Origin of the sequence: Mucilaginibacter sp. dw_454 (assembly GCF_018449775.1) — a bacterium.
Classification (GTDB): Bacteria; Bacteroidota; Bacteroidia; order Sphingobacteriales; family Sphingobacteriaceae; genus Mucilaginibacter.
The window spans coordinates 77,226-100,992 of record NZ_JAAVVB010000005.1 but is presented as its reverse complement, the minus strand read 5'-3'; the positions used below and the strand labels follow the sequence as shown (position 1 = coordinate 100,992).

Sequence of the window (23,767 nt, the reverse complement as noted above, 5' to 3'; positions counted from 1 at the left end):
GCGTTAAACAGCCTGCTCGTCTTCCCAAATCGCGATTTGGTTGTTATTTAATGGCTAGCTGCGATGAGAAATTGTCATGCTGGTACCTGCTTGGCGTAGTTCCGGCTATTTGTTTGAATACCCGTTGAAAGGTAGTTAGCGAGTTAAATCCACAATCAAACGCAATGGCCGCTATCGTGAAGTTGCGGTTTTTAGGGTCGACAAGTTGTTGCTTTGCTTCGGCAATTCGATATTCGTTCACGTAATCGTTAAAGTTTTTACCAAGATACTGGTTAATCAGGTTGGACAGCGCTTTTTCAGAAATTAGCATTTCAGCGGCAACATCCTCTACCTTTAAAACCGGATTAAGGTATAGCTGTTGTGTAACCATCAATTCTTTCAAGCGCCGGGTATAAACATCCGCTTCCTCCTGCGCAAAATGCACTTTTGCCGGTTTCTGCGTGTACTCTTGTTTCTCGTCTATACTCATGTGTGCCTGCCTGCGCCACGCTGCCATCCCCAAAACATAAATCGCTACGACAAGCGGAAGCAACGTAACATATTGACCAATTGACGGCCTATCCCAACCATAAAATAATAGCACAACAATCACAAAGACTGCGTTCAAAATGGTTTTTAACCATTTTAAGTCCTTTAATTTATTGGCCGGCAAAACCACGCTTTTTTGATGCTTGATAATAATGACATAAGTAGCAGTAGCATAAGCTGTTATTGAAACTAAAATCAACTTACCGGGGTTGCTATTAAAAAGGATATGCTGGGTTAATGGTTTAAAATAAAGGTTTTGTAAAAGCGGGATATAAAGCAACCCGCTGGTGTAAATCAGAAATATCAGCTGTGGTTTAAACTCGGCTACCAATGGTAAAAAATGCAGCCAGTTTTTACCTTTAATTTTTTGCGGACCAATAATCAGGCTTTTTGCGTAAAAATAAACTATAGGGCCAGCTGCGAAAGTAAACTGCGGGAGCAATACTAGTGATAGCGGATATCGCGCCAAAATGCCCATCCGGGCTAGCTCGACATTTAAAACCCAATAAGATACAATAAAAACCAGCGCACCCAACCACCGGTTGCTTACTATGGTTTTTGACGAATAGAAAAGCAGCCCAGTAATAACAAATCCCTGCAAAGCCAGTGCAGACAACACAAAGTCAATCAAATTGAGCGATAAAGTCATCTGCTAAATTTAAAGAAAAAACAGTATTTGCAACTGCGTTGCAGCAAATAAAAAAGGCCCGGATGTATCTCCGGGCCTTTTACGTAGAGACGCAATATTTTGCGTCTTATGGCAGATTCTTACTCACCGCCACCATCATGTTCTGCGCTATGTTCGCGGAACAGCTTGGCGCTGAAATAGTCGTTATTCATGCGGCTGATGTTGGTCAGCGTGATTTCTTTAGGGCATTCAGCTTCGCAGGCGCCGGTGTTCGTACAGTTACCAAAACCTTCTTCGTCCATCTGCGCTACCATGGCTTGTACACGGCTGTAACGCTCAGGCTGACCTTGTGGCAACATACCTAATTGCGACACTTTGGCCGATACAAACAGCATAGCCGAAGCATTTTTACAGGCAGCCACGCAAGCGCCGCAACCTATACATGTAGCCGAGTTGAAAGCCTCGTCGGCAATAACTTTAGGGATGGGGATGATATTAGCGTCGGGTACACCACCAGTATTTACCGATACGTAACCGCCGGATTGCTGAATACGATCAAAAGCCGAACGATCAACCGCCAAATCCTTGATCACCGGGAACGCTGCCGCGCGCCAAGGCTCAATGGTAATGGTCTCGCCATCATGGAAGCTACGCATATGCAGCTGGCAGGTGGTAATGGCGCGTTTAGGCCCATGCGGACGGCCGTTAATGTATAACGAGCACATACCGCAAATACCTTCGCGGCAATCGTGGTCAAAATGTATCGGTTCGTCGCCTTTGTGGGTTAAACTTTCGTTCACCACATCCAGCATTTCCAGGAATGACATATCAGGCGAGATGTTCTCGGCCTTGTAAGTAACCATTTTACCGCTGCTTTTAGCGTCCTTTTGACGCCATACTTTAAGCGTCAGGTTCATGTTTCCACTCATCTCTTTTTGATTAGAGTCAAGAATCAAGAGCCGAGAGTCAAGATGACGCCAGGCTAAAAATCCTATCTTTTATTTATCAATTATGAAATCAAAAAGTCTTAAATCTTGGTTCTTGACTCTTGATTCTGTTATCTTACTAAATTTGTTTTGCAGTTACCGGCTTTGAGGCGATAGCATTTTTCTTCTCGCCATAATTTGGACAGTAACCATTGGTATCTTCTATATAAAAACCTGTCTCCAGGTCGATGTCATTTTTCCTTTTAACTGCTCCCCAACCAAAAAACCTTTCAAAGAATGGCAGCAACTTGTTATCCTTTATCTGTTCGTAAAAGTATACCTCGTGCTCCTTTTCTTTTAGGCTCATCTCATACAAAATGGCATCGTGCGCGGTAATATCCAGCGCGTTAAACAAACGCTTCATGCGGATGTATTCGCAAACGTTACCACTTTCCAAATCGCCGGCAAAATAGAATGGCATGAACCAGCCTATTACGTAGCAGCTTGCGCTGATGGTCTTGCCGATCAGGTGACATTTGAACTCCATCCATTTTGAAACCGGCACGTTGTATTGATGCATCATTTTCAAAACCTCGTCGCGATGGTTCCATTCATCTACCTCGATCTGTTTGATCGCCTGCTTTTCAGCCTGATTACTTACTGCGCCTGCATGACCCTGGTATGCAAAAGCAGCGGCTTTTTCGCCCGAGTAAGCTCTTTGCAGTAAGGAAACCAATACAGCGTCGTTAAGCATCTTTTATCAATTATGAAATCAAAAAGTCTTGACTCTTGGTTCTCGACTCTTGAATCTATCTTTTTACTTATAACTACGTTGCGATGGATGAACAAATTCAAAGTCCAGCGCTTCTTTATGTAACTCTTCGGGTTGGTTATCGCCTTTATATTCCCAGGCACCAACGAATGAGAACACATCATCGTTACGCAAGGCTTCACCTTCTTCTGTTTGCGATTCTAAACGGAAGTGACCGCCGCATGATTCTTTACGCATCAAGGCATCATCAACCATCAGTTCGCCCAGCTCCAGGAAGTCGGCAACGCGGCCGGCTCTTTCCAGCGAGTTGTTAACTTCGTCATTCTGGCCAACTACCAAAGCATTTTTCCAGAAATCGGCACGTAAAGCGCTGATCAAACCTTTGGCTTTGGTCAGGCCCTCTTCGGTACGTGCCATGCCGCAGTATTCCCACATAATGTGGCCCAGGTCGCGGTGATATTCGTTTACTGTCTTAGTGCCTTTTAGCGCCAGCAGCTTTTCAATTCTATCAGTAACATCTTTTTTAGTCTGAGCGAAAGCCGGGTGGTTGGTGTCAACCGCTTTCGGGCCAATAGTAGCCAGGTAATCGCCCAAAGTGTACGGGATCACAAAATAGCCATCGGCTAAACCCTGCATCAATGCAGATGCACCTAAGCGGTTAGCCCCGTGATCAGAGAAGTTACATTCGCCTAAAGCATATAAGCCCGGGATGTTGGTGCTCAGGTTATAATCAACCCAAAGACCGCCCATGGTATAGTGTACCGCCGGGTAAATACGCATTGGCTGGGTATATGGGTCCTCGTTAGTGATCTGGTAATACATATCAAATAGGTTGCCGTATTTAGCAGCTACCATTTCCTGGCCCAGGCGTTTTATCGCATCAGCAAAATCAAGAAATACGGCTACGCCCGATCCGCCAACACCACGACCATCATCAACCATTTCTTTAGCGTTACGTGAAGCCACATCGCGTGGAACCAGGTTACCGAATGATGGGTATTTACGCTCCAGGAAGTAGTCGCGATCTTCTTCGGCTACTTGTGCGGCACTAACTTGTTTAGTGCGCAGTTTCTCTGCTGTTTCTTTAGTTTTTGGCGCCCAAACACGTCCGTCGTTACGTAATGACTCAGACATCAGCGTTAGCTTAGACTGATGATCGCCGCTTACCGGGATACAAGTTGGGTGAATTTGGGTATAGCATGGGTTAGCAAACATAGCGCCGCGTTTGTGTGCGCGCCATGCTGCTGTAACGTTCGAGCCGATGGCATTGGTTGAAAGGTAAAACACGTTACCGTAACCGCCGGTACATAACAATACCGCGTGGCCACTGTGTGTTTCAATTTCGCCGTTAACCAGGTTACGGGTAATAATACCTTTTGCATGGCCATCAACCTTTACCACATCCAGCAACTCTGTACGGGTGTACATTTTTACTTTGCCTTTGTGGATCTGGCGATTCAGTGCAGAGTATGCACCCAATAACAATTGTTGTCCCGTTTGGCCCCTCGCATAAAACGTACGCGACACCTGAGAACCACCGAATGAACGGTTGTCCAGCAAGCCGCCGTATTCACGGGCAAACGGTACACCCTGTGCCACGCACTGGTCAATAATATTTACAGAAACCTCAGCCAAACGGTAAACGTTTCCTTCGCGGGCACGGTAGTCGCCGCCTTTAATGGTATCGTAAAACAAGCGGTAAACGCTGTCGCCATCATTCTGGTAATTTTTGGCAGCGTTAATACCACCCTGCGCAGCAATTGAGTGTGCACGACGCGGGCTATCCTGAAAACAGAAAGCTTTTACATTATAACCTAACTCGGCCAATGAGGCCGCTGCCGACGCTCCTGCTAAACCGGTACCTACCACAATAACGTCATACTTACGTTTGTTGGCGGGGTTAACCAGCTTTAAGTTAAATTTATGCTTGCTCCATTTTTCGGCTAATGGGCCCTGCGGAATTTTAGCATCTAAACTCATGTGTTTTATTTTAGAGTCAAGAGACAAGAACCAAGAATCAAGATTTTTGACTCTGTTAGTTTTCTCTGACTTGCTTATTAACTATTAATCGTTTTTAACTGCAATACAAGCTCTTGTATCTTGATTCTATCTAAACTACTTATTACAAAAAAAATACACTACCGGCATCAGGGCAAACCCTACGGGGATGATCACCGCGAAGAACCAGGTACCTATAAACTTAACCACCGGGCTATATTTTCTATGCGTCCAGCCCAGGGTCTGGAAAGCACTTTGAAAACCATGCAGTAAGTGGAAAGACAACGTGAACATGGCCACTACGTACAACAGTACGTACCATATATTATGGAAACTGTTTGACACTACTGCGTGCAAATCTTTTACACGAATAATTTCTGTATACCTGTCTGTGGTAGCAGAATGCTCGAAATTTGGGTCGAGCGGTATAAAGTCTACAACACTGCGCGCGCCGGTTACAACGTTGGTGTTATACTCTTTAAAACCTACGCTGTGGGTAAACTTGTATTTATACCAAAAATCGCCCATGTGCACTACGATAAAGAAAAACAGGATAGCACCCAGCAAGCCCATATTTTTTGATGACCACGAAGCCGGCGATTTTGATTGCGATGCGTAAGCAACCGGCCTGGCTTTGCGGTTTTGTACCGTCAAGATCAACCCATAAAGCGCATGCAACAAAATACAGAAGTAAAGCAGATATGCTACCACTTCAATTGGCGGAAAATGTGTAAGAAAATTAGCGTACACATTAAAACCATAACCCTGGTCGTCTTTAAAAAGAAACAGGTTACCTGCTACGTGTACAATAATAAATGTACACAAAAACAAGCCTGTTAAAGCCATAAGCAGCTTTTTGCCCAGCGATGAGTTAAAGGTTTGTTTAAATTCGCTCATTATTTTAAAGTAAATGAAATTTTAGGCAAAAGTATTTATTAAAAGCCAAAAGATATAAATGCTTTCTATTAATTGATGGCTAATTAGCTATTTAGAAACAATCTAAAATCGTTATCCATATTCCTGTAAAATTTAAAGCAGTTTTGGCTACTATTGGTAATTGTGCTAATTTAGCATGAACTAATACCCACGACTATTGAAAACCGATTCCGCTATGAAAAATATCTGTTTTATCTTACTCGTTGCGCTTTTTGCGTCATGCAAACATTCTCAGGGCGATATTACAATTAGCGGCACCGCCCCGGGTGTATTGTATGGCAATTTAGTGATAAAGGACCTTGCCGGTAACACCATGACCAGGGCAGACATTACCAGCGGCAAGTTTGATATTAAAGACTATATCCAGGTTCCGGGATATTATAAAATGCAATACTCTTTTAAAGAAACTAAGGGCACCACGCGCGAGGTTGAGGTTTATCTGGAGGAAGGCACCTACAATATTACGATAGATCCAAAAAAGGTTAACGATTATCCTAATATCACTTCGCCATCACAATTACAAACCCAACTTACCGAATACAATGCCATTAATGACACTATGCGCCACCAGGCGCGCCAAAAGGTATTGGCATTAAACAAGCAAATGAAAAGCATAGACAGCACCGACATTAAAACCGGCGATCAGCTGGAAACGATGGGTAAGCTGCAGTCTGAAGAATTAAAAAACAACCAGGTTGACGGTTTTGAGGTATTCAAAGCATTCCAATCTAAATACCCGGATAATGCTGTGGCGGCGCACATCATGAAATCGCTGGATTATCAGAATGATCCGGTAGCTTATTATAACCTTTTCCAGGAGTTTAGTTCGGCCGCTAAAAATAGCGACGACGGTAAAGAATTGGAAAACAAGCTAAGTGCATTAAGTAAGCTTGCACCAGGCAGCCCGGCGCCGGAAATTGCAGGCAACACACCCGATGGTAAAACTGTAAATTTAAAAGCCCTGAATAAAAAGCTTATCCTGTTAGATTTTTGGCGATCAAGCAACGGCTCAAGCCGCGATAATCATCAGCAGATCATTACGCAGTTACTGCAACTGTCAGACAAAGGTTTTGGTGTAGTGAGTGTTTCTTTCGATACCGACAAAGACAAATGGCAAGCGGCCATAGCTAAAGATCAAATGAACTGGCCGCAGCTGTCAGACTTAAAAGGCGACGACTCGCCAAACGGAGAAACCTGGGGTATAAAAAGTATCCCTGCTTATTATTTAATTGACGGACAAGAGAAAATTGTAGCTCGCGTAGCTGAGTTTGCCGATGTACCTACCGCGGTTGATGATTATTTTAGAAAGCACTAGGCGATAGGCATCACCTTATCTTTCAATACAGCAAAAATCCGGTCGGTTTCTAAACTGCGGATGGCTACTCGCCCCGTAAACCTGCCGAAGGAAGGCAATATAGCCTGTGCTTTACCAAAAGCAAAACAAGGCAGTGTCATGCTTTGACGCCCTTTGCCGCGCAGACTAACGCCGGGGTGAATATGTCCGCAAAATACATAGCCGTTTAATTCCTTCAATTTTTCTTCTGTTTGCGGATGATGTAACATCAAGAACGGGCCAACAGTTAGCTCATGATGCAGCTCGACGTTTAGCTCCAGGTAATGATCGTCATGCACAATATCATGGTTACCACGGATCAAGATCACCTGTAATTTAGGAAACTGCTGCCGCCAAAGCTTGAACCAATCCCAATCGGCATTCATGTCACTGTGAAACAAATCTCCCAGAAAAATTATTTTTTGGGGGCGATGTTCATGGATCAGATCTGATAATACCGCCAGGTCATCCTGCTCCATATCCCGGGGGACAGCAATACCGGCCTTGCGGAAATGCCCCACCTTACCCAAGTGCACGTCTGCAGCCATTAAAGCCTGCTCTTCTTTCCAGAAAATAGCCTTTTGCGGTAACAATAACAGATTTTGATTTAATAAGGTAAAAGGGGTGGCCACACTCATCATAACGGGTACAAAACTACAAAATCGTTACTTTATTGTTACCAGGTTGATGGCCCGCGGCAGCTTAAATATTTCGTATCTTTCTGCTTTTTAACTGATATGAAAAAAATCGCTACCTTTTTGCTGCTGGCATTTTGTGCCTTAATCTCCCGTGCGCAAACTACTATTGATCCTGATAATGCAAAACTGGCTTTGAGCCAGTTAAAAATTTTACAAAATAACCTATCCAAAACTCAGCTTACCGATCCAAAGCTATTTGAAAAAGTAAATTTAATGCTGAAGCTGGGCGTTTGGGATACGGCGTTTGAACTGATTAACTCGGCACCACAAACCCCGCAATATAAAATAACAAAAGCCGAGTACCTGATTCTGCATGACGACTATTTTGCAGCCGAAGATTTGGTTGATGAGGTATTGAAAACCGAGCCTAACAACCTGTTCGCGCTACAAAAAAAAGCCGAATTACAAATACAAGCCTGGCTGTTACCGCAAGCTATTGAAACCTGTAATGCCATCTTGAAAAGATCTCCCAATTCTGAAGACGCGAAACTGACGATGGGCCATGCTATGTTACTGCAAAAGCGCTACCCCGAAACTTTAATCATCGCCCAAAAACTGGAAAAACAAAACCCGAAAAATCCCGGCGCATACCGGTTAGAAGCCGATGTTTATTTCTGGAACCAACATCCCGAAAAAGCCGAAGCACCGCTAAAAAAATCATTAACACTTAATCCGTTTAATGCCGATGCACGTTTTAGCTACGGTTACGCCATTTGGCGCCGCGTTGACGCTACACAGTTAAATGCTATGGCCGCTCAATGGGAGATTGCCCTTGCGGTAAACCCGCTGCATTTTGCTACCAACTGGCATTGGGGCAACGGGCATACCAATTTAACCTACGCCGACTATGCTCAAAAAGATGACGACGAAGTAAGAGATGCGCTAAAAAAAGCCGATGAGCTTTTCAGCCAAAATAAAATTAATGAGGCTATTGAGTTTACCCGTGGCGTACAGCAAAACCACCCGACTTCGGTGCTGCCGCAAATGTATCGCGCATCGTTTTATTATTCGGCTTTTGATATGGACCGAAAGTTAAGATTAGATTCGGCAGAGAATATTTTCAGGCAGATCCTGGTCCGCAAAAAGCATTACGGGCCGGCACACAATGGCCTATCAGCCGTTATTAAATCAAAACGGATACCGTATTTGTCGATCTACGATTCAGTAACCAATGTATTGAAAAACGTTAAGATCACCGATATGAAAAATTTCGAGGCGGTGTTTCCGGATGTTTCTTATTATCCCGGTAACCTGGCCAAAGAAATGGTTTGGAACCAAATGTACGCTGCTACGGTTTACTTCCCTTTTTTGGCTAAACAGCATCAAACTTTCCGGGTGTCGCCATTGCATATTGATTTGGCAATTACCATGAACTCGCCATATTTCAGGTACATGACCACCTTTGATAACCGCCAGTGGATGGATATTCGCGGGGTAGGCAGCGGCTGTGCCGATATTGAATATGTAGAGCGCGGCGCTTACGAAGAACGCAATGTGATCTTACATGAATATACCCACCTTTATCATTACTCGGTATTGACTGATGACGAAGCGCGGCAGGTACGTGCACATTATTATAAAGCGATGATCGAGCATCGCACGCTGGATTATTATTCACAGAATAATGAATCGGAGTATTTTGCGCAAACCTATCCGGCTTATTTTGAACCGGTGAAAGTGCATCCGCTTGATTTTAAATCGATGAACACCAGCAGCGATTTGAAAACCAAGGACCCAACCATGTATGAGTTTATTGATAAACTGGTTAAAAAACAACGCGCCTACCTGGCCGGCGACAAAAGCGCCATGGCCGACAACTGGGCGCAGGTATATTTAAACCTCGCCAATAATCGCGGGCAAAGTCCAGAAAAAACAGCCGCGTTGCTGGATACTTCTTTAAGTTATTATCCAAAATACTTGCCTACTTATCTGGCTTATTCAAGATTAAAATCAACCCAAAAAGACTTTACCGCAGCGGCAGAGTGGTTAAAAAAGGCCGAAGCTATCAATCCTAAATATGCGCCTATCTATGTGGCTCATGCCGATCTGATACAAGCGCAATATAATGCCAAACTGATTGACCAATCAACGCTGGTCAGCCAACGCACGGCATACCTGATCAAAGCTTCAAAACTGGAGGATGATTACCAGGAACAAGCTACCATCAATATACAACTGCGCGAAACTTATCGCCGCAACGGACAAATTGCTGAGGCTATTGCAGCTGCCGACGACTATGCTAAACATGGCTCAACCATATCTACTTACCTGCGCGATCAGCGCGATGACGCCAACGCTTTTATAGCCTCATTACGCGCAGAAATGGGTTACGCCGAGCCTGCTACAATCCTGGAGCACCTTGTAGCGCAAAAACCACAAAATTTTGAATACCGCACCATGTACGCCGATGCATTAGCTGCAAACAAACAATATGATAAAGCCATTGCCACCCTGCAGGAGGCACAACGTATTTTAAAAGCCAGCGGCAGCGGCCGCTCAAGTTTTGATTTACAAATAGCCGAGTTTTATAATGACCTGGGCAAGAAAGATTCGGTAATTAAATATTTGCCGGCATCGCCCCAAGCCGGCGGTGGCGGCGGCCGTCGTAATGCGCCTAATGATAATGCGTTGCGCAACATTCGGCTGATAGCCGCTACCGGCGATACCGCTAAAGCCAACGAGCTATTACAAGCGCTGCCAAAAACCGGCGATTATGCTTACTTAAGCGAGTACAATTACAGTCAAGGTAAATTGCATGAAGCAAGCAACCAGGCGGTAGCTGCACAGGACTATGAGGAAGCTTTAAAATACGACCCCTATTTATTTACGGTGTATCCATGGCTAATGAGCTACTATAACAAGAATGGTAACGCCGCGCAAAGTCAGGCGCTTAAGGCCAGGCTAAGCGCCTCCAAAATAAAACCAGGGCCCGGTATTGGTATCCTGTAAAACGAAAAAGCCCCGGTATTCCCCGGGGCTTTTTCGTTTATATAAAATCCTATCAGTTCTTAATTTGGTAAGCCTCTTTTGTATCTTCTGCCATTCAAAAAGCTCCCGATAAAAGTATCTCGCACCAAAAAATTGTAGGTTGTAATGGTAATAGCGAAAGTTATAACAGCAACCAGGAAGAATTTCAAATACGCGTTTAACGCAAAGGGTATCAACAAAGTCTGCAACACCAATACAATTGGCAGATGCACCAAATAGATCCAATAAGATGCGTCTGATAAATAACGGCCAAGCCGTGAGTAGCTATTAAAGTATCTTAAATACAACCCGATATGGGCAAATACCAGGCACCACACAAAAAAAGCATTTAAAGCAGCGCCAACATAGCCGGCAACGCCATTCTGCCCCCACTTGCCATAGATGACAATCTTTGCTATGAAAAAGCAAAATCCGGCTATGCAGAAAAACAGGTCGCTCTTTTTAAATCGTAAAATGTCTTTTTGATAAAACAATATCCAGCCCAAAAAAAAGAAAACGGCATGACCGGCCAACACGCTAAAGTCTGTAAAAAAAGTAACCGGCGTTTCAATAATAGTTTTGCCCCGCAGGCCCAGCAATAAAAATGTGGGTATGGCAAATAGCAACGGCGCCGCCTTCGCATTATAGATAAAAGAAAATGCGCCAACTGTTTTTCTTGCTGTTAAAGGCATCCTCTTCATCAACACGGTTATAATACCGCCGATAAAACAAAACAACACCAGGCAATATAAAAACCAAAGGTGCATCAACTTGAGATGTTGCAATCCAAACCCATCGCTATAAACCCGTTTTAAGGCTAAAACATAAGGCGAATGTAAACCTGAAAGGGTAAATTCAAAATAATAAAACCCGGCGGCTGTTAATGGCACCACCGTAACCAAACTAATTAATAGTGGGAAGAAAATCCGGTTTAAGCGATTGCTCATCATCTTTTTTACCCCCTGCTTTTCAACCAGCATAGCCGTCAAAAAGCCGGACATCACAAAAAACACCGGCATAGTAATGCAGCCCAGGTAGGATACTATCAAATCAAAAAACAAAGAGGTAACATGCGGGTCTTTAGCCGGCCAGATCTGGCCCATTTTCAGCACCATGTAAGTTAGCCCGGCATGTGCAACCACCACCCCAATCATCATTGTTGTTTTTAGATGATCGAAAGCATAATTGCGGCTTGGTTGGTCTTGAATTGGTTTGGTAGTCAGGGTTTTGGATTGCATTACAAAATATAGCAATGGTAAAGATATATAAATTTACAGGGCGACCTATTTTTGCTACAAATTAATAAATATTTCCTATGTTTATGTCGACAAATAAGTCGAACACCCTCATTAACACTAAACTAAAGCAAGCTTTTACCAAAGCGCCTGTCACTTATGGATGCAACTGAACTGAATAGTCAATTTCATAAATGGCTGAATAATTCAACCAGTTTAGTTATTCAATACGTCGTTGTTACCTTTTTTCTGTTTTTTCTTCTTTTTGTCTGGAAACGCACCTCTGCGGAATACGCCAGAATCCAGCAAAAATATCCCGACAATAAACAAATCAAACGTGAGATCTTTTATTCCATGATCTTTTTGTTAATGCTGGGCACCTCTGTAACCCTTGTTGTTTGGTTAAACAAACACGGTTACACGCGTGCCTACAAGCCAATAGATAAATACGGTTGGGGATATTACTACGCCAGCTTCTTTTTAATGCTCCTGGTGCATGATGCGTACTTTTACTGGACACACCGCTTAATGCACCACCAAGCAATTTTTAAGCATGTACATAAGCTGCACCATGAGTTTACCAACCCCACGCCTTTTACATCCTATGCCGTTCACCCGTTTGAAGGAATGGTACAGCTGGGCATTCTGTTTGTCATCGTTTTCACTATCCCGCATCATAGTTCTATAGTTACTATTTTCTTCGGTTATTCATTCCTGGTCAATATTGTCGGGCATATGGGCTATGAGTTTCTGCCTAAGTGGTTTGTTCATCATCGGGTATTTAAATGGATCAATACCTCTGTTCATCATAACCTGCATCATTCTAATTTAAAAGCCAATTATGGTTATTATTTTAACTTTTGGGATGTCATTATGAAAACAGAGCACAGAAAGTACAAAGAGCATTTTGAAGCGGTGGCCAACCGGCGTGCTGAGCGTAAATCGCTTTCTAAACCCCTTGAACAAGAGCTCGCAATTCAGGATACAATCAGTTAAGACTTACGAAGTTTACGAAACTTCGTAAGTCTTACACGGGTCATTGCCCATAAATATGATCTTTCTTTAACAGGCTTATTTCATTTGGCGTAATATCAACAATAGCGCGGCGCTCTATATTGGTAATGTTCAGCTCGTCCATTAAATTAACTACGTTGGCATAGTTAGACTGGTCGCTCGGTTTAATCAGCACAATCATGTCTTTGCCTTGCGATTGCCTGATCCGGTCGCTTTGCTCCAGCAGTGCTTTGCGGATGCCATTCTTGCCAAAATCATCAACCCTAGGTTTACTTAGCGGTTTGTCAGGCACCCCAATAAACCACTCCAATTTGTCTTTCGCGCCAATCAGCACGGTCATTGTCCGGCTCTCCGGCACATTCATCCTGATGTCGCGTTCGTTGTCGGGCATGGCCAGGTCCATAGCCGTGGGTTTTTGTAGCGTGGTGGTAAGGATAAAAAAGGTGATGAGCAAAAATGCCAGGTCAACCATTGCGGTCAAATCAACCTTAGTCGATTTTTTGTGGGTTTTAACCTTGTTGCCACTATCGGCGGCAGCAGGTTTGGTGTCAAGTTCTGCCATAATTTTAGGTATTGTGCCTTACAGCGATTTGATAATTAGGCTGTTTAATTATCAAACGCAACAATATTGCATTTTGTTGTGAAGGGACGTAAATATATTCATAATGTCGACAAGCGCGGGATTCCCCTCTTGAGAGGGGCAGGGGTGTGTTTAGACGTTTTGCTAACACAATCGCTCGTATAACACACCCCTGCCCACACACTTTTCCACCGCGCCCCCTCTCAAGAGGGGAACTTTTCATCTTGCGGCCTTTGTAACAACAAGCATACAAATCGCATCTTAACTTTTTTCTAAATTTAGGCTGCGAAATTTTTTCGCTACTGATCTCAACAACGCTATTTATTTCAATGAAAAATTTTTATTTATCCGTTCTGGCTGTATGTATGCTGATGCAGGCTAGGGCGCAGGCTCCTGTTGCCGCTCCGGCAGCGCCAAAAGGCAATTATCAACTGGCTTCCAAGTTTTCGGCCGATAAGATCAAGAAAATGGTTTTTTCGCAATCGGTCGATCCGCATTGGTTGAAGCTATCTAACCGCTTCTGGTATGTTTATGAAACCAGCGAAATCAAGAACTGGTACCTGGTAGATCCGGCTCAACACAGCAAGAAACAAATCTTTGATAATGATAAACTGGCTGCCGCAATAACCGTCATTGTTAAAGACCCTTTCGATGCGCAACATTTGCCCATCCAAAATCTGAAATTTACCAAGGATGAAAAATCTATCCAGTTTGATCTGACCAGCACGATCGACCAGGTAAAAAAAGATCGAAAGGATAAAAAAGCAGCCGACTCGCTCGAGAAAAAGACATTCTATTTCACCTATAATCTGCAAACCGGTAAACTGGCCGAACTGGTAGATTTTAATAAAGTAAAACCCAAACCAAACTGGGCATCTATAGCGCCGGATAGCTCGGCCATTGTGTTCTCTAAAAACTTTAACCTGTATTGGATGGATAAAGAGAATTACAAAAAAGCAGTGAAGGATGAGACGGACAGCACCATTGTCGACCATCAGCTTACTAAAGACGGCGTAGAGTTTTATGCCTACGGCAGCGGCCGTGGCGATGATGAATTGAGTATGGATAAAAAGAAGGCCGAAAAGAAAAGAAGGCCGGCTGGTATCCAATGGTCGCCCGATTCTAAATATTTTGTGATGGAACGCACCGACGAGCGCAAGGTTAAAGATCTTTGGGTGATTAACAGTATTGCCGACCCGCGCCCTACGCTGGAAACTTACAAATACCATCTCCCTGGCGAAAAAGAATCGCCGCTGAATGAGTTGTTATTGTTCGACTTTGGCGCAAAAAGCTTTAAAAAACTGAATACCGCTTTATTTAAAGATCAGGACCTGGGCCTGTGGCGCGCACCACAGATAGCTAAAAACCGCGACGACGAGTTTAACCCGTCTGTATGGTTAGGCACCAACACCAAATTCTACTTTTACCGCACCGCCCGCGATTTAAAGCGCATTGACGTTTGCAGTGTCGACATTAATACCGGCGCGGTAAACGTGCAGGCACAAGAGCGTTTAAATACCTACGTAGAGATTGCTACGCCGGGCATCATCAACGGCGGCAAGGAACTGGTGGAGTGGAGCGAGCGCGATGGCTGGGCGCATTTTTATTTGTATGATGATAAAGGCAATGTCAAAAATCAAATCACTTCAGGCTCTTTCCATTGCGATGATATTGTGCGGATAGACGAGAAAAACCGTGTGCTGTACTTTACGGCGCAGGGCCGCGAGCCGGGCGAGAATCCATACTATGTACACCTTTACCGGGTTAATTTAGATGGCAGCGGCTTAAAATTACTGGATGCCGGAAACTTTAATCATGGCGCCAGCTTTAACGACGGACCAAGCTATTTTGTAGATAATTTTTCGCGCGTAAATACTGCGCCAAAATCTGTGCTTTATGATAACACCGGCCGCAAGATCATGGATTTGGAAACTACCGACCTGACCGACCTGATGGCAGCCGGCTACAAGTTCCCCGAGACTTTTAAAGTTAAGGCTGATGACGGCCAAACTGATCTTTACGGCGTAATGTACAAGCCTTACGATTTCGATCCAGCTAAGAAATATCCCATCATAGAATACGTTTATCCCGGTCCGCAAACCGAGGCGATCAATTTTTCATTTACCTCGAGCATGAACTATGTCGACCGTTTGGCACAGCTTGGGTTTATTGTGGTGAGCGTGGGCAACCGCGGTGGCAGCCCGGAGCGTTCAAAATGGTACCATAACTACGGTTACGGCAACCTGCGCGATTACGGCCTGGCCGATAAGAAAGCAGCCGTTGAACAACTGGCAGATCGCTTTTCATTCATTGACATTACTAAAGTAGGTATTACCGGCCACTCGGGCGGGGGCTTTATGAGCTGCGCTGCGATGCTGGTTTATCCTGATTTCTTTAAGGTGGCCGTGTCCGAATCGGGCAATCATGATAACAGCGTGTACAACCGCTGGTGGAGCGAAAAGCATAATGGTGTTAAAGAAGTTATTACCGCCAAAGGCGATACCACTTTTCAATATACCATTGATAAAAATCCGGACATCGCCAAAAACCTGAAAGGCAACCTGATGCTGTCAACCGGCGATATCGACAATAACGTAAACCCGGCCAATAGCATCCGTGTGGTAAACGCGCTGATTAAAGCCAACAAACGTTTTGATTTGGTGCTGCTGCCTGGTCAACGCCACGCCTACGGCGACATGACCGAATATTTCTTCTGGCGCAAGGCGGATTACTTTGTGCAACACTTACTGGGCGATTATTCGCAGCCTGTAGATATCCTGGAAATGGATAGAGAAATTGAAATGAATGGTAAGCGGAAGTAAATAGACCCGTTGTCATTGCGAGGAGGAACGACGAAGCAATCGCACGGCTTCGGCTTTTCTCCTTGCGATTGCCACGCTACGCTCGCAATGGCGCTTTTATAAATCGATCAGTCCTTAACCGCGTCGACGATCAAAGAGGTATAACCTAATTTGCCATCCTGGTTACGCGGATCATAACGGCGCGAGCGGTTAATCTTGCCGCCGTCAAGCGTCCAGTCGGTGTGGTGAAACTGGCCGTTTTCATCCCAGTACTCCAGCAGTTCGACTCTAAAGCCGGCCTTTTCCAGGCGGCTTTTCATAGTGTCGTAAGTGTATAAGATCTTATGGTCGTCGGCACCTATGCCGCTGCCACCTACACGTACCCATTCTATGTATTCGGGGTCGGGGTTATTCCCATCCGGTACGGCTATGCGCATGCGGCCGCCTTTATCCAGCCAATCATAACAGTTTTGGTTAGACAAGCGGGTCTCTTCGTCGGGGATGTGTTCCCAAACGTGCTCGGCTTGTATATTAGTTAGTTTATTATCGCCAAAAAGACGCTTCCAGTCGGATGCTTTGCTGGCGTCCAATGCATCATATTCAGACAAGATCCAACCTTCACCCAAAGCTACTTTAGACGAGCCGATAGCCAGCTTTCTTTTCTTTAAAACGTAAAAGTTAAACCAGATATGTAAAGATACTTTTAACCTTATTAAAACATGCTTCATGATACGTAACCGTGCGTTATAGTGCCTTGTAATTTGCAGGTTCAATAATAGGCATTTTTATCCCCCTTTTGAAACGCCGGGTAAATTTTAAAGTAGAGGGTTACAAAGTGTTAACTATTAATATATTTGCTAACTCAAGTTTTCCCCATTGTCGATGTTTAGATTAACCCTGGTAAGATACGTGGTGATAGCCTTAGGGCTAACGTCTGTTTTATTATCTTGCCAAAACGCCGATCAAACCGTAACTGACAAGCAAACGCCGGCCCAATATGCCGGGCAAATCAAGTCACTCATTGCCGCAGGCCGGCGTGTCGAAACCGTCAGTAACGACTCGCTTAAATGGGCCGCAGATAAGCTTTACAACCTTTCCAATCTAACCAAAGACAAAAGCGCCCTGGTTTGGGCAGAACTGTTTGAGGCCAATTATTACTGGCAAAACGCCGATCATAAGAGCGCTATGCAGTGGAGCATGAAGTGCCTTGCCGACGCTGAGAAATTCAACATTAAACAAGCTAACATACAGATATACGGAACTATTTCCAATCTGCATAAAGAAACGGGCAATTACCCCATGGCTTTTAAAAATGCCGACAGGGGATTGAAGCTCGCTATAGCTACCAAAGATACCGCCCACATGATTGCTTTGCTTGGTTTGCAGGCTATGTTTACCCGTTCGTTGCATTTGTATAAACATCAACCGGGGGCCGATAGTAGTATTAACCTAAACCTGGCTGCTTTAAGAATTGCCGAATCAAATCCGCATTATGAAAAAATGCGCATCCGGTTCTATGACAACATCTGCCAGTATTATAAGGATCAGCGCGACTATGCCAGGGCTTATTATTACGGCAATAAAGGCGTGGAGCTGGCGCTCAAATTTAATCAGCAGCGCTCATTAACTTATTCGTATAGCTGGCTGGGGCAATCTTATTATTTCCAGGGAGATCATGAGAAAGGTATTGGGCTACTTAATAAAGCGCTTGCCCTTGCTACTGTCCTCAAAGAACCCTACCGGATCATGGAGATCCATGAGCATTTCTATGACTGCTATATTTCAGACAATGATTATAAAAACGCGCTAACGCATTATCGCCGGACGCAAACTATGCGCGACTCTATGAAGGTGGTTGATAACGGCAACAAATTATCAGAACTACAGATAAAATACGAAACCGCTGAAAAGGATAAACAGATCACCGCACTAAATGCTCAGGCTAAAATAGAAGCGCTGAAACGCAATGCGATAATTGTTATTTTAACATTGGTTGTAATTATCATTGCGCTTACTTATTTAAAAGAGCACAAACGTAAAGAGCTTGTTTTGTCTGAAAAGTTACGGGTAGACGAGGAACTTAAAAACGCCGGCCTGGAGTTGCAATATTTTACGGAAAACCTTAAACAAAAAAATGAAGTCATTGAGGAGTTTAAAACCGAGATTGAACATTTGCACTTGCAAAACATTACTATTGCCGATAAAGAGGGCCTGGAAAATCTGATCAATGCTCATATCATGACCGATGAAAACTGGGATAGCTTCCGTAAGCTCTTCAGCAAAGTACATGTGGGTTTCTTTGAAAACATCAAAAAGAAATATCCTAATCTTACGGTTAGCGACGCCCGAATCTTGTCATTAATCAGGCTGGAGTTAAGCAATAGCGAGATGGCCAATATGCTGGGTATTACTATTGAGGGTATTAAAAAATCAAAACAGCGTCTTCGTAAAAAAATGGAACTTGACAAAGACGACGCGCTTGAAAATATCGTATCAGATATCTAGCTGTCTACGATTTGTCCGCATTATCTTGTCTGCCACAAAATAACGAACTCTTTGCTTTAGCTTAAGCCATTGTTACATTTCAAACGCCAAACAACACCTCAATTTGTCCATTATTTGTCCCCGGGTGTTTCAAATAAAGCAAAATCAAAACGGGTACTTTTGCATTGTAGTTAATAGTTAATCATAGACGCAACATGCTCGGGGTTTTTTCAGACTCGTTGCGTCTATGGTTAAATCCAACCGGCCCACCATGAAATTAAAAATTTACATCGTCGAAGATTCCCCTATTATTGCAGCCTCGCTTAAACAGCTGGTTACCTGCATGGGGCATTCGGTAGCCGGGATATCTGCATCTTATGAAGAGGCAATATTAGAATTAACGCATACCGATATAGATATGGTAATTACCGATATTATGCTAAGCGGTAAAAAGAATGGTATCGACCTGGCCGCTTATATTAAAGAAAACCTGAATATCCCGGTGATCTATCAATCCTCTATTACCGATAAACACCTTGTTTACGAAGCCATGAATACGCAACCGTTGGCTTATTTAGTAAAACCCGTTAGCAAGATTCAACTAACCAACGCTTTATTAAGCTTAGCAGCCGCCTGATTTAACTATATATATTTATAGTGTTTTAATACCCCAACCTATTTACTGCCGACAGTATCAGCCAGCATCTCTACAGACATATCAATGCCGTTAACCACGTGGGTAGCCCGGTTATAAAAGCCCTCTCGCTCAGCCAGTTTTTCGGCTATAAATGTCACCAGCTCTTCGCCGTGTTTTCCGGCTATCAGTGGGCGCGTGGTCTTACCTTTATCCAATCTTTCGGCTAGTGTTTTGGGCGATAATTTGATATAAAGGCTTTGGCCGTTAGCATTCATCCAATCCAGGTTATCAAAGAAACAGGGCAAACCGCCGCCGGTTGAGACGATGACATCCTCAGGATAATCGGTTTCTTTTAACACCCGCGACTCCAACTCTCTGAATGCATCCTGACCATGCTCAGTAAAATATTCGGCAATGGTCATACCTGCTTTGGCTTCAAGCACCTGGTCAAGGTCCATGAATTCGACACCCAAATGATTGGCTAATTTGCGGCCCCAGGTGGTTTTGCCGCAGCCCATAAATCCTATAATAAAAACTCTCATTGTAATTTTACCCTTGGGTCAATCCAAACATAAACAACATCAACCAAAATATTGATGGTCACAAAAATAAAGGCGATAAATAAAATGGCCCCCATCACTACCGGGAAGTCTGACATCTCCAGTGCATTCACTGTTGTCTTACCCAAGCCATTATACCCAAATACATACTCCACAAAAAATGATCCGGCCAGTAAAGAAGCAAACCAGGTAGCAATAGCGGTGATAACCGGATTAAGTGCATTTTTTAAAGCGTGCCGATATATGATGGTATGCTCACTCAACCCTTTAGCCCGCGCTGTACGGATATAATCCTGGCCCAAAACATCAAGCATGGCGTTACGGGTTAATTGTACGATGATGGCTAACGGTCTTAAACCTAAAGTGATCATCGGCAATATTAAATTCTTCCATACCACAACTTGTCCCTTAAACGGGTCATAGCTATATAAACTGCCAGACATATTTAAGCCGGTATACTTACTCAGCACAAAGCCAAAGATCCAGGCGATAATAATGCCCGCAAAAAATGATGGTGCCGAGATACCTAACGTTGAAAAAGCTAAAGCTGCGCGGTCAATCCAGGTGTCTTTATTAATAGCGCTTGTAATCCCTAAAAACACACCGATAACAATAGCAAAAAGCATAGCAGCCGTGGCCAGTATTAAGGTGTTAGGCACCACTTCAAGCAGCAATGAGGCTACATCTTTACTGGTTTGATAAGAACGGCGCAGGTAGGGCCATTTTAAAGCAATTACTTTTTGTTGCGATACAGCAAATAGCGCCATATAATGATAGCGTTGCTGTTCGGCGGTAGTATTTAAATGCACACCGACAGGCGACAGGTCATTAATATAATATAGAAACTGAACCGGCACCGGTTTATCTAAACCAAACTCCTTGCGTACGGCCTGTAATGATTGCACGTCCGCACGCTGCCCCTGCGTCATGCGGGCAGGATCTACCGGTAAAATATTAAACAGAAAGAATACGACAACCACAATACCCAGCATTACTGCCGAGCCATAAAAGAACTTGCGGATGAAGTAACGGATCATTGCTTTTGCAGGTATTCTTTTACCAGGTGATCATAGTCGGGCACGGTATGGTAGTGCCATTTGTTAACAATTGTGCCGTTCTTGATCAACATAATACCCGGATTTGAGCGGACCATCTCTTTCAACGGAACGCCGTCTGCATAAAAAATCTCACTGATCAAATGATACTTTTTCACAAACGCCGCGGCCTCATCAGGCGAAGCCGACGTTAACAAAATGGTGCGCATGTTAAAATTTGCTGTAAGGTTGGTTGCCAATGCATTTAATCTGTTAATAGCTGCACCGTCTGTTTTCTTCAGATCATAAGCAACTATCCAAAGGCTGTAAAAAGGATTATTTATCAGTTCCCTGGTATAGTCATTCCGTTGCGCATCACTAATTATCAGGTCGACAATCTTAGGCGTAAATCCTTTTTTAACCAGTTTACTATCCGGGTCGCCAATAATTTCCCAGCTATTGTCTTTCCAGATACCTGTTTTTAGGTATTCCTTATCGGTCATGCTTTTTGTAGCGCCGGTTTTTTTGTTTTTTAGGTTGTAAGTCAGCTCGAACTCATCTGGTTGAGCGCCCGGCGGCGTTTTCATTTCGTCCGGAATATTAGCCCCAACTTTGTAAGGCAAAAAGTCGATGATCGGCATAAAGCTGTAGGTGTAAAACCCAAATGCTACAGATATCGCTATCGAAATCAAAAATAAACGCTCACCTGTTTTAGGGGCGAATGCAGGTTTGATCTGATCCTTATTTTTAAAGATGACGATGATCAGTAATAATAACACCAGATCCTTACTAAATGATTGCCATGGCGTAAGCGGAATAGCATCGCCAAAACAACCGCAGGTTTGCACCACTTTAAAGGCGGCAGAGTAAAAGGTCAAAAAGGCGAAGAAGATAATAAGTAATAACAGCCCCCAAGCCACTCTTTGCGCTTTCACGCCAATTATCAAGGCAAAACCCAGGATCATTTCCATAGCGCAAAGCAGTATGGCAAAACATACCGACAGGCTATCCAGGAATGTAATATGAAAAACCTCGAAATATTCTTCGAGTTTATAAGAAAACCCCAACGGATCGTTGGCTTTGATCAGGCCCGAAAAGATAAACAGTAAGCCTACGCCAATGCGGCAAAACCACAAAAATCTATTCTTCATTTTATGCCCAATTTAATCAATGCAAATACCGAGTAATTTAAAATATCCTGGTAATTGGCTTTTATTCCTTCTGATGCCAGGGTAATTCCTTCATTGTCCTCGATCTGTTTTACACGTAGCAACTTCATCAAAATCAAATCTGTTAATGAGCTGATGCGCATATCTCGCCAGGCCTCGCCGTAGTCGTGGTTTTTGGCAAACATCAGGTCTTGCGTTTCTTTAACTTTTTCGTCAAAAAGCCTTTCAACATGGCTTGGCGCTAATTCAACAGGAGCACCCGGTTCGGTTTCTAACTGCATCATGCCAATAACGCAATAGTTAACAATGCCTATGTACTCGCCGGTAATGTCTTCGCCAACTTTCGAGATCTTTTTTTCTTCGAGCGTACGTATGCGTTGAGCCTTGATAAAAATCTGGTCGGTGATAGATGCTAAACGCAAAATGCGCCATGCGGTACCGTAATCATGTGTTTTTTTCATGAAAAGGTCCTTGCAAACATTAATTACTGCGTCGTATTCGGCTGCGGTGTTGCTCAAAACTGAAGATTATAGTTGTAAATTTGACTGTTATATTTCTATACGCGCTGAGCAGCAAAAAAGATCAGCACAGATTAATGGCTAAAGATACGTTTTTTCATAAAAAGGCAACGCTAAATGCAAGGGGCAAACTCATTGATTTGAGCACGCCTAAGGTGATGGGGATTATCAATCTTACCCCCGATTCTTTTTATGCGGGTAGCCGTCAACCCACTATAGCAGATGCCCTGCAACAAGCCGAAAAAATGCTGGCCGAGGGCGCCGCGTTTTTAGATCTTGGCGCGTACTCTTCGCGCCCTAATGCCGAAGACATTTCTATACAAGAAGAAACAGACCGTTTGTTGCCGGTTGTTGAAGCTTTGGCCAATCAATTTCCTGATGCTATTTTATCGATAGATACTTTTAGAAGTAAAGTTGCCGAAGCAGCCATACAAGCCGGGGCACGTATCATCAATGACATTTCGGGCGGACAACTAGACGAAGATATGTTTGCCACCGTTGCTAAACTTCAGGTGCCTTACATCCTGATGCATATGAAAGGCAACCCAAAAACCATGAACCAACTGGCTGTTTATGATGATGTTTTTGGCGAGGTGTTCGATTACTTTATAGATAAATATCAACAGTTAAAAAAATTGGGCGTGAAGGATGTGATACTGGACCCAGGTTTTGGCTTCGCTAAAAAACCCGAGCATGGCTATGCTTTGTTAAATCGCTTGGAAGAGTTTCATGCTTTACAATTGCCGCTATTGGTGGGTGTGTCTCGCAAGCGGATGATCTATGGCGAATTAGGCATTACCGCAGATGAAGCCTTAAACGGTACCACTGTGCTTAATACCACTGCCCTTGCCAAAGGTGCAAACATTTTAAGGGTGCATGATGTTAAGCCCGCTGTAGAAGCCGTAAAATTGATGCGGCTTTTGCACAAACAATAGCTAACTTAGCCAAA

General features: G+C 43.7%; 20 protein-coding genes. 7 read left to right on the top strand and 13 right to left on the bottom strand.

The annotated features are described in order from the left end of the window. Nucleotides 1-43: 43 nt before the first annotated feature. The 5 genes from HB679_RS15600 to HB679_RS15580 all read right to left on the bottom strand — a co-directional run bounded on the left by HB679_RS15600 (nt 44) and on the right by HB679_RS15580 (nt 5,749). A complete protein-coding gene (locus HB679_RS15600; protein ID WP_214072940.1) occupies nt 44-1,177 on the bottom strand; it encodes a helix-turn-helix transcriptional regulator in 1,134 nt (377 codons plus the stop codon). 119 nt (nt 1,178-1,296) lie between these two features. Next, nucleotides 1,297-2,085, bottom strand: a complete 789-nt coding sequence (locus tag HB679_RS15595) for a succinate dehydrogenase/fumarate reductase iron-sulfur subunit (RefSeq protein WP_214072939.1) — start codon at nt 2,083-2,085, stop codon at nt 1,297-1,299. A 136-nt stretch (nt 2,086-2,221) separates the two neighbouring features. Next, nucleotides 2,222-2,836: a hypothetical protein gene (locus HB679_RS15590; RefSeq protein WP_214072938.1), complete on the bottom strand. Its 615-nt coding sequence runs from the start codon at nt 2,834-2,836 to the stop codon at nt 2,222-2,224. Nucleotides 2,837-2,899: 63 nt separating this feature from the next. After that, the gene (locus tag HB679_RS15585) at nt 2,900-4,834 is read right to left on the bottom strand and encodes a fumarate reductase/succinate dehydrogenase flavoprotein subunit (protein ID WP_214072937.1); all 1,935 of its coding nucleotides are present in this window, start codon (nt 4,832-4,834) and stop codon (nt 2,900-2,902) included. Between the two features lie 135 nt (nt 4,835-4,969). Next, nucleotides 4,970-5,749 (bottom strand): succinate dehydrogenase cytochrome b subunit, encoded by a 780-nt coding sequence (locus HB679_RS15580; RefSeq protein ID WP_214072936.1) that lies wholly within the window; start codon nt 5,747-5,749, stop codon nt 4,970-4,972. A 214-nt stretch (nt 5,750-5,963) separates the two neighbouring features. Between HB679_RS15580 and HB679_RS15575 the strand changes: the two genes are divergently transcribed. Further along, nucleotides 5,964-7,103, top strand: coding sequence for a TlpA disulfide reductase family protein (locus tag HB679_RS15575; RefSeq protein ID WP_214072935.1), 1,140 nt, complete (start codon nt 5,964-5,966; stop codon nt 7,101-7,103). Here the strand turns inward: HB679_RS15575 and pdeM are convergent. Then, nucleotides 7,100-7,762: a ligase-associated DNA damage response endonuclease PdeM gene (gene pdeM / locus HB679_RS15570; RefSeq protein ID WP_214072934.1), complete on the bottom strand. Its 663-nt coding sequence runs from the start codon at nt 7,760-7,762 to the stop codon at nt 7,100-7,102. The two genes, HB679_RS15575 and pdeM, sit on opposite strands and share 4 nt — an antisense overlap. 96 nt (nt 7,763-7,858) lie before the next feature. On the opposite strand from pdeM, the gene HB679_RS15565 reads away from it, so the two are divergent. Beyond that, the gene (locus tag HB679_RS15565; RefSeq protein ID WP_214072933.1) at nt 7,859-10,768 is read left to right on the top strand and encodes a hypothetical protein; all 2,910 of its coding nucleotides are present in this window, start codon (nt 7,859-7,861) and stop codon (nt 10,766-10,768) included. A 59-nt stretch (nt 10,769-10,827) separates the two neighbouring features. Here HB679_RS15565 and HB679_RS15560 read toward each other — a convergent pair whose 3' ends face one another. Continuing rightward, nucleotides 10,828-12,024, bottom strand: a complete 1,197-nt coding sequence (locus tag HB679_RS15560; RefSeq protein ID WP_214072932.1) for an acyltransferase family protein — start codon at nt 12,022-12,024, stop codon at nt 10,828-10,830. A gap of 156 nt (nt 12,025-12,180) precedes the next feature. Between HB679_RS15560 and HB679_RS15555 the strand changes: the two genes are divergently transcribed. Further along, nucleotides 12,181-13,017, top strand: coding sequence for a sterol desaturase family protein (locus HB679_RS15555; protein ID WP_214072931.1), 837 nt, complete (start codon nt 12,181-12,183; stop codon nt 13,015-13,017). Between the two features lie 40 nt (nt 13,018-13,057). Here HB679_RS15555 and HB679_RS15550 read toward each other — a convergent pair whose 3' ends face one another. Continuing rightward, on the bottom strand, nt 13,058-13,597 hold the full coding sequence (locus HB679_RS15550; RefSeq protein ID WP_214072930.1) for a biopolymer transporter ExbD: 540 nt from the start codon (nt 13,595-13,597) through the stop codon (nt 13,058-13,060). Between the two features lie 347 nt (nt 13,598-13,944). On the opposite strand from HB679_RS15550, the gene HB679_RS15545 reads away from it, so the two are divergent. Continuing rightward, complete coding sequence (locus tag HB679_RS15545) at nt 13,945-16,437, top strand: DPP IV N-terminal domain-containing protein (protein ID WP_255547630.1); 2,493 nt, start codon at nt 13,945-13,947, stop codon at nt 16,435-16,437. Between the two features lie 107 nt (nt 16,438-16,544). Here the strand turns inward: HB679_RS15545 and HB679_RS15540 are convergent, their stop codons facing one another. Next, complete coding sequence (locus tag HB679_RS15540) at nt 16,545-17,144, bottom strand: hypothetical protein (protein WP_214072929.1); 600 nt, start codon at nt 17,142-17,144, stop codon at nt 16,545-16,547. A gap of 154 nt (nt 17,145-17,298) precedes the next feature. On the opposite strand from HB679_RS15540, the gene HB679_RS15535 reads away from it, so the two are divergent. Next, nucleotides 17,299-18,921, top strand: coding sequence for a hypothetical protein (locus HB679_RS15535; protein WP_214072928.1), 1,623 nt, complete (start codon nt 17,299-17,301; stop codon nt 18,919-18,921). 250 nt (nt 18,922-19,171) lie between these two features. Continuing rightward, complete coding sequence (locus tag HB679_RS15530; protein ID WP_214072927.1) at nt 19,172-19,537, top strand: response regulator; 366 nt, start codon at nt 19,172-19,174, stop codon at nt 19,535-19,537. A gap of 38 nt (nt 19,538-19,575) precedes the next feature. On the opposite strand, the gene HB679_RS15525 is transcribed toward HB679_RS15530, so the two are convergent. Genes HB679_RS15525 through HB679_RS15510 form a run of 4 tightly spaced genes read right to left on the bottom strand, consistent with a single transcriptional unit; the run spans nt 19,576 to nt 22,761 of the window. After that, on the bottom strand, nt 19,576-20,079 hold the full coding sequence (locus HB679_RS15525) for a shikimate kinase (protein ID WP_214072926.1): 504 nt from the start codon (nt 20,077-20,079) through the stop codon (nt 19,576-19,578). Next, a complete protein-coding gene (locus tag HB679_RS15520) occupies nt 20,076-21,134 on the bottom strand; it encodes an ABC transporter permease (RefSeq protein WP_214072925.1) in 1,059 nt (352 codons plus the stop codon). Before HB679_RS15520 ends, HB679_RS15525 begins: the two co-directional genes overlap by 4 nt. Continuing rightward, nucleotides 21,131-22,282: a BT_3928 family protein gene (locus HB679_RS15515; protein WP_214072924.1), complete on the bottom strand. Its 1,152-nt coding sequence runs from the start codon at nt 22,280-22,282 to the stop codon at nt 21,131-21,133. Before HB679_RS15515 ends, HB679_RS15520 begins: the two co-directional genes overlap by 4 nt. Next, complete coding sequence (locus tag HB679_RS15510) at nt 22,279-22,761, bottom strand: DUF1599 domain-containing protein (protein ID WP_214073159.1); 483 nt, start codon at nt 22,759-22,761, stop codon at nt 22,279-22,281. Before HB679_RS15510 ends, HB679_RS15515 begins: the two co-directional genes overlap by 4 nt. A gap of 134 nt (nt 22,762-22,895) precedes the next feature. Here HB679_RS15510 and folP point away from each other — a divergent pair, with 134 nt between their 5' ends. Continuing rightward, entirely contained in the window at nt 22,896-23,753 is an 858-nt protein-coding gene (gene folP, locus HB679_RS15505; RefSeq protein ID WP_214073158.1) for a dihydropteroate synthase, read from the top strand. The last annotated feature ends 14 nt before the right edge of the window (nt 23,754-23,767 follow it).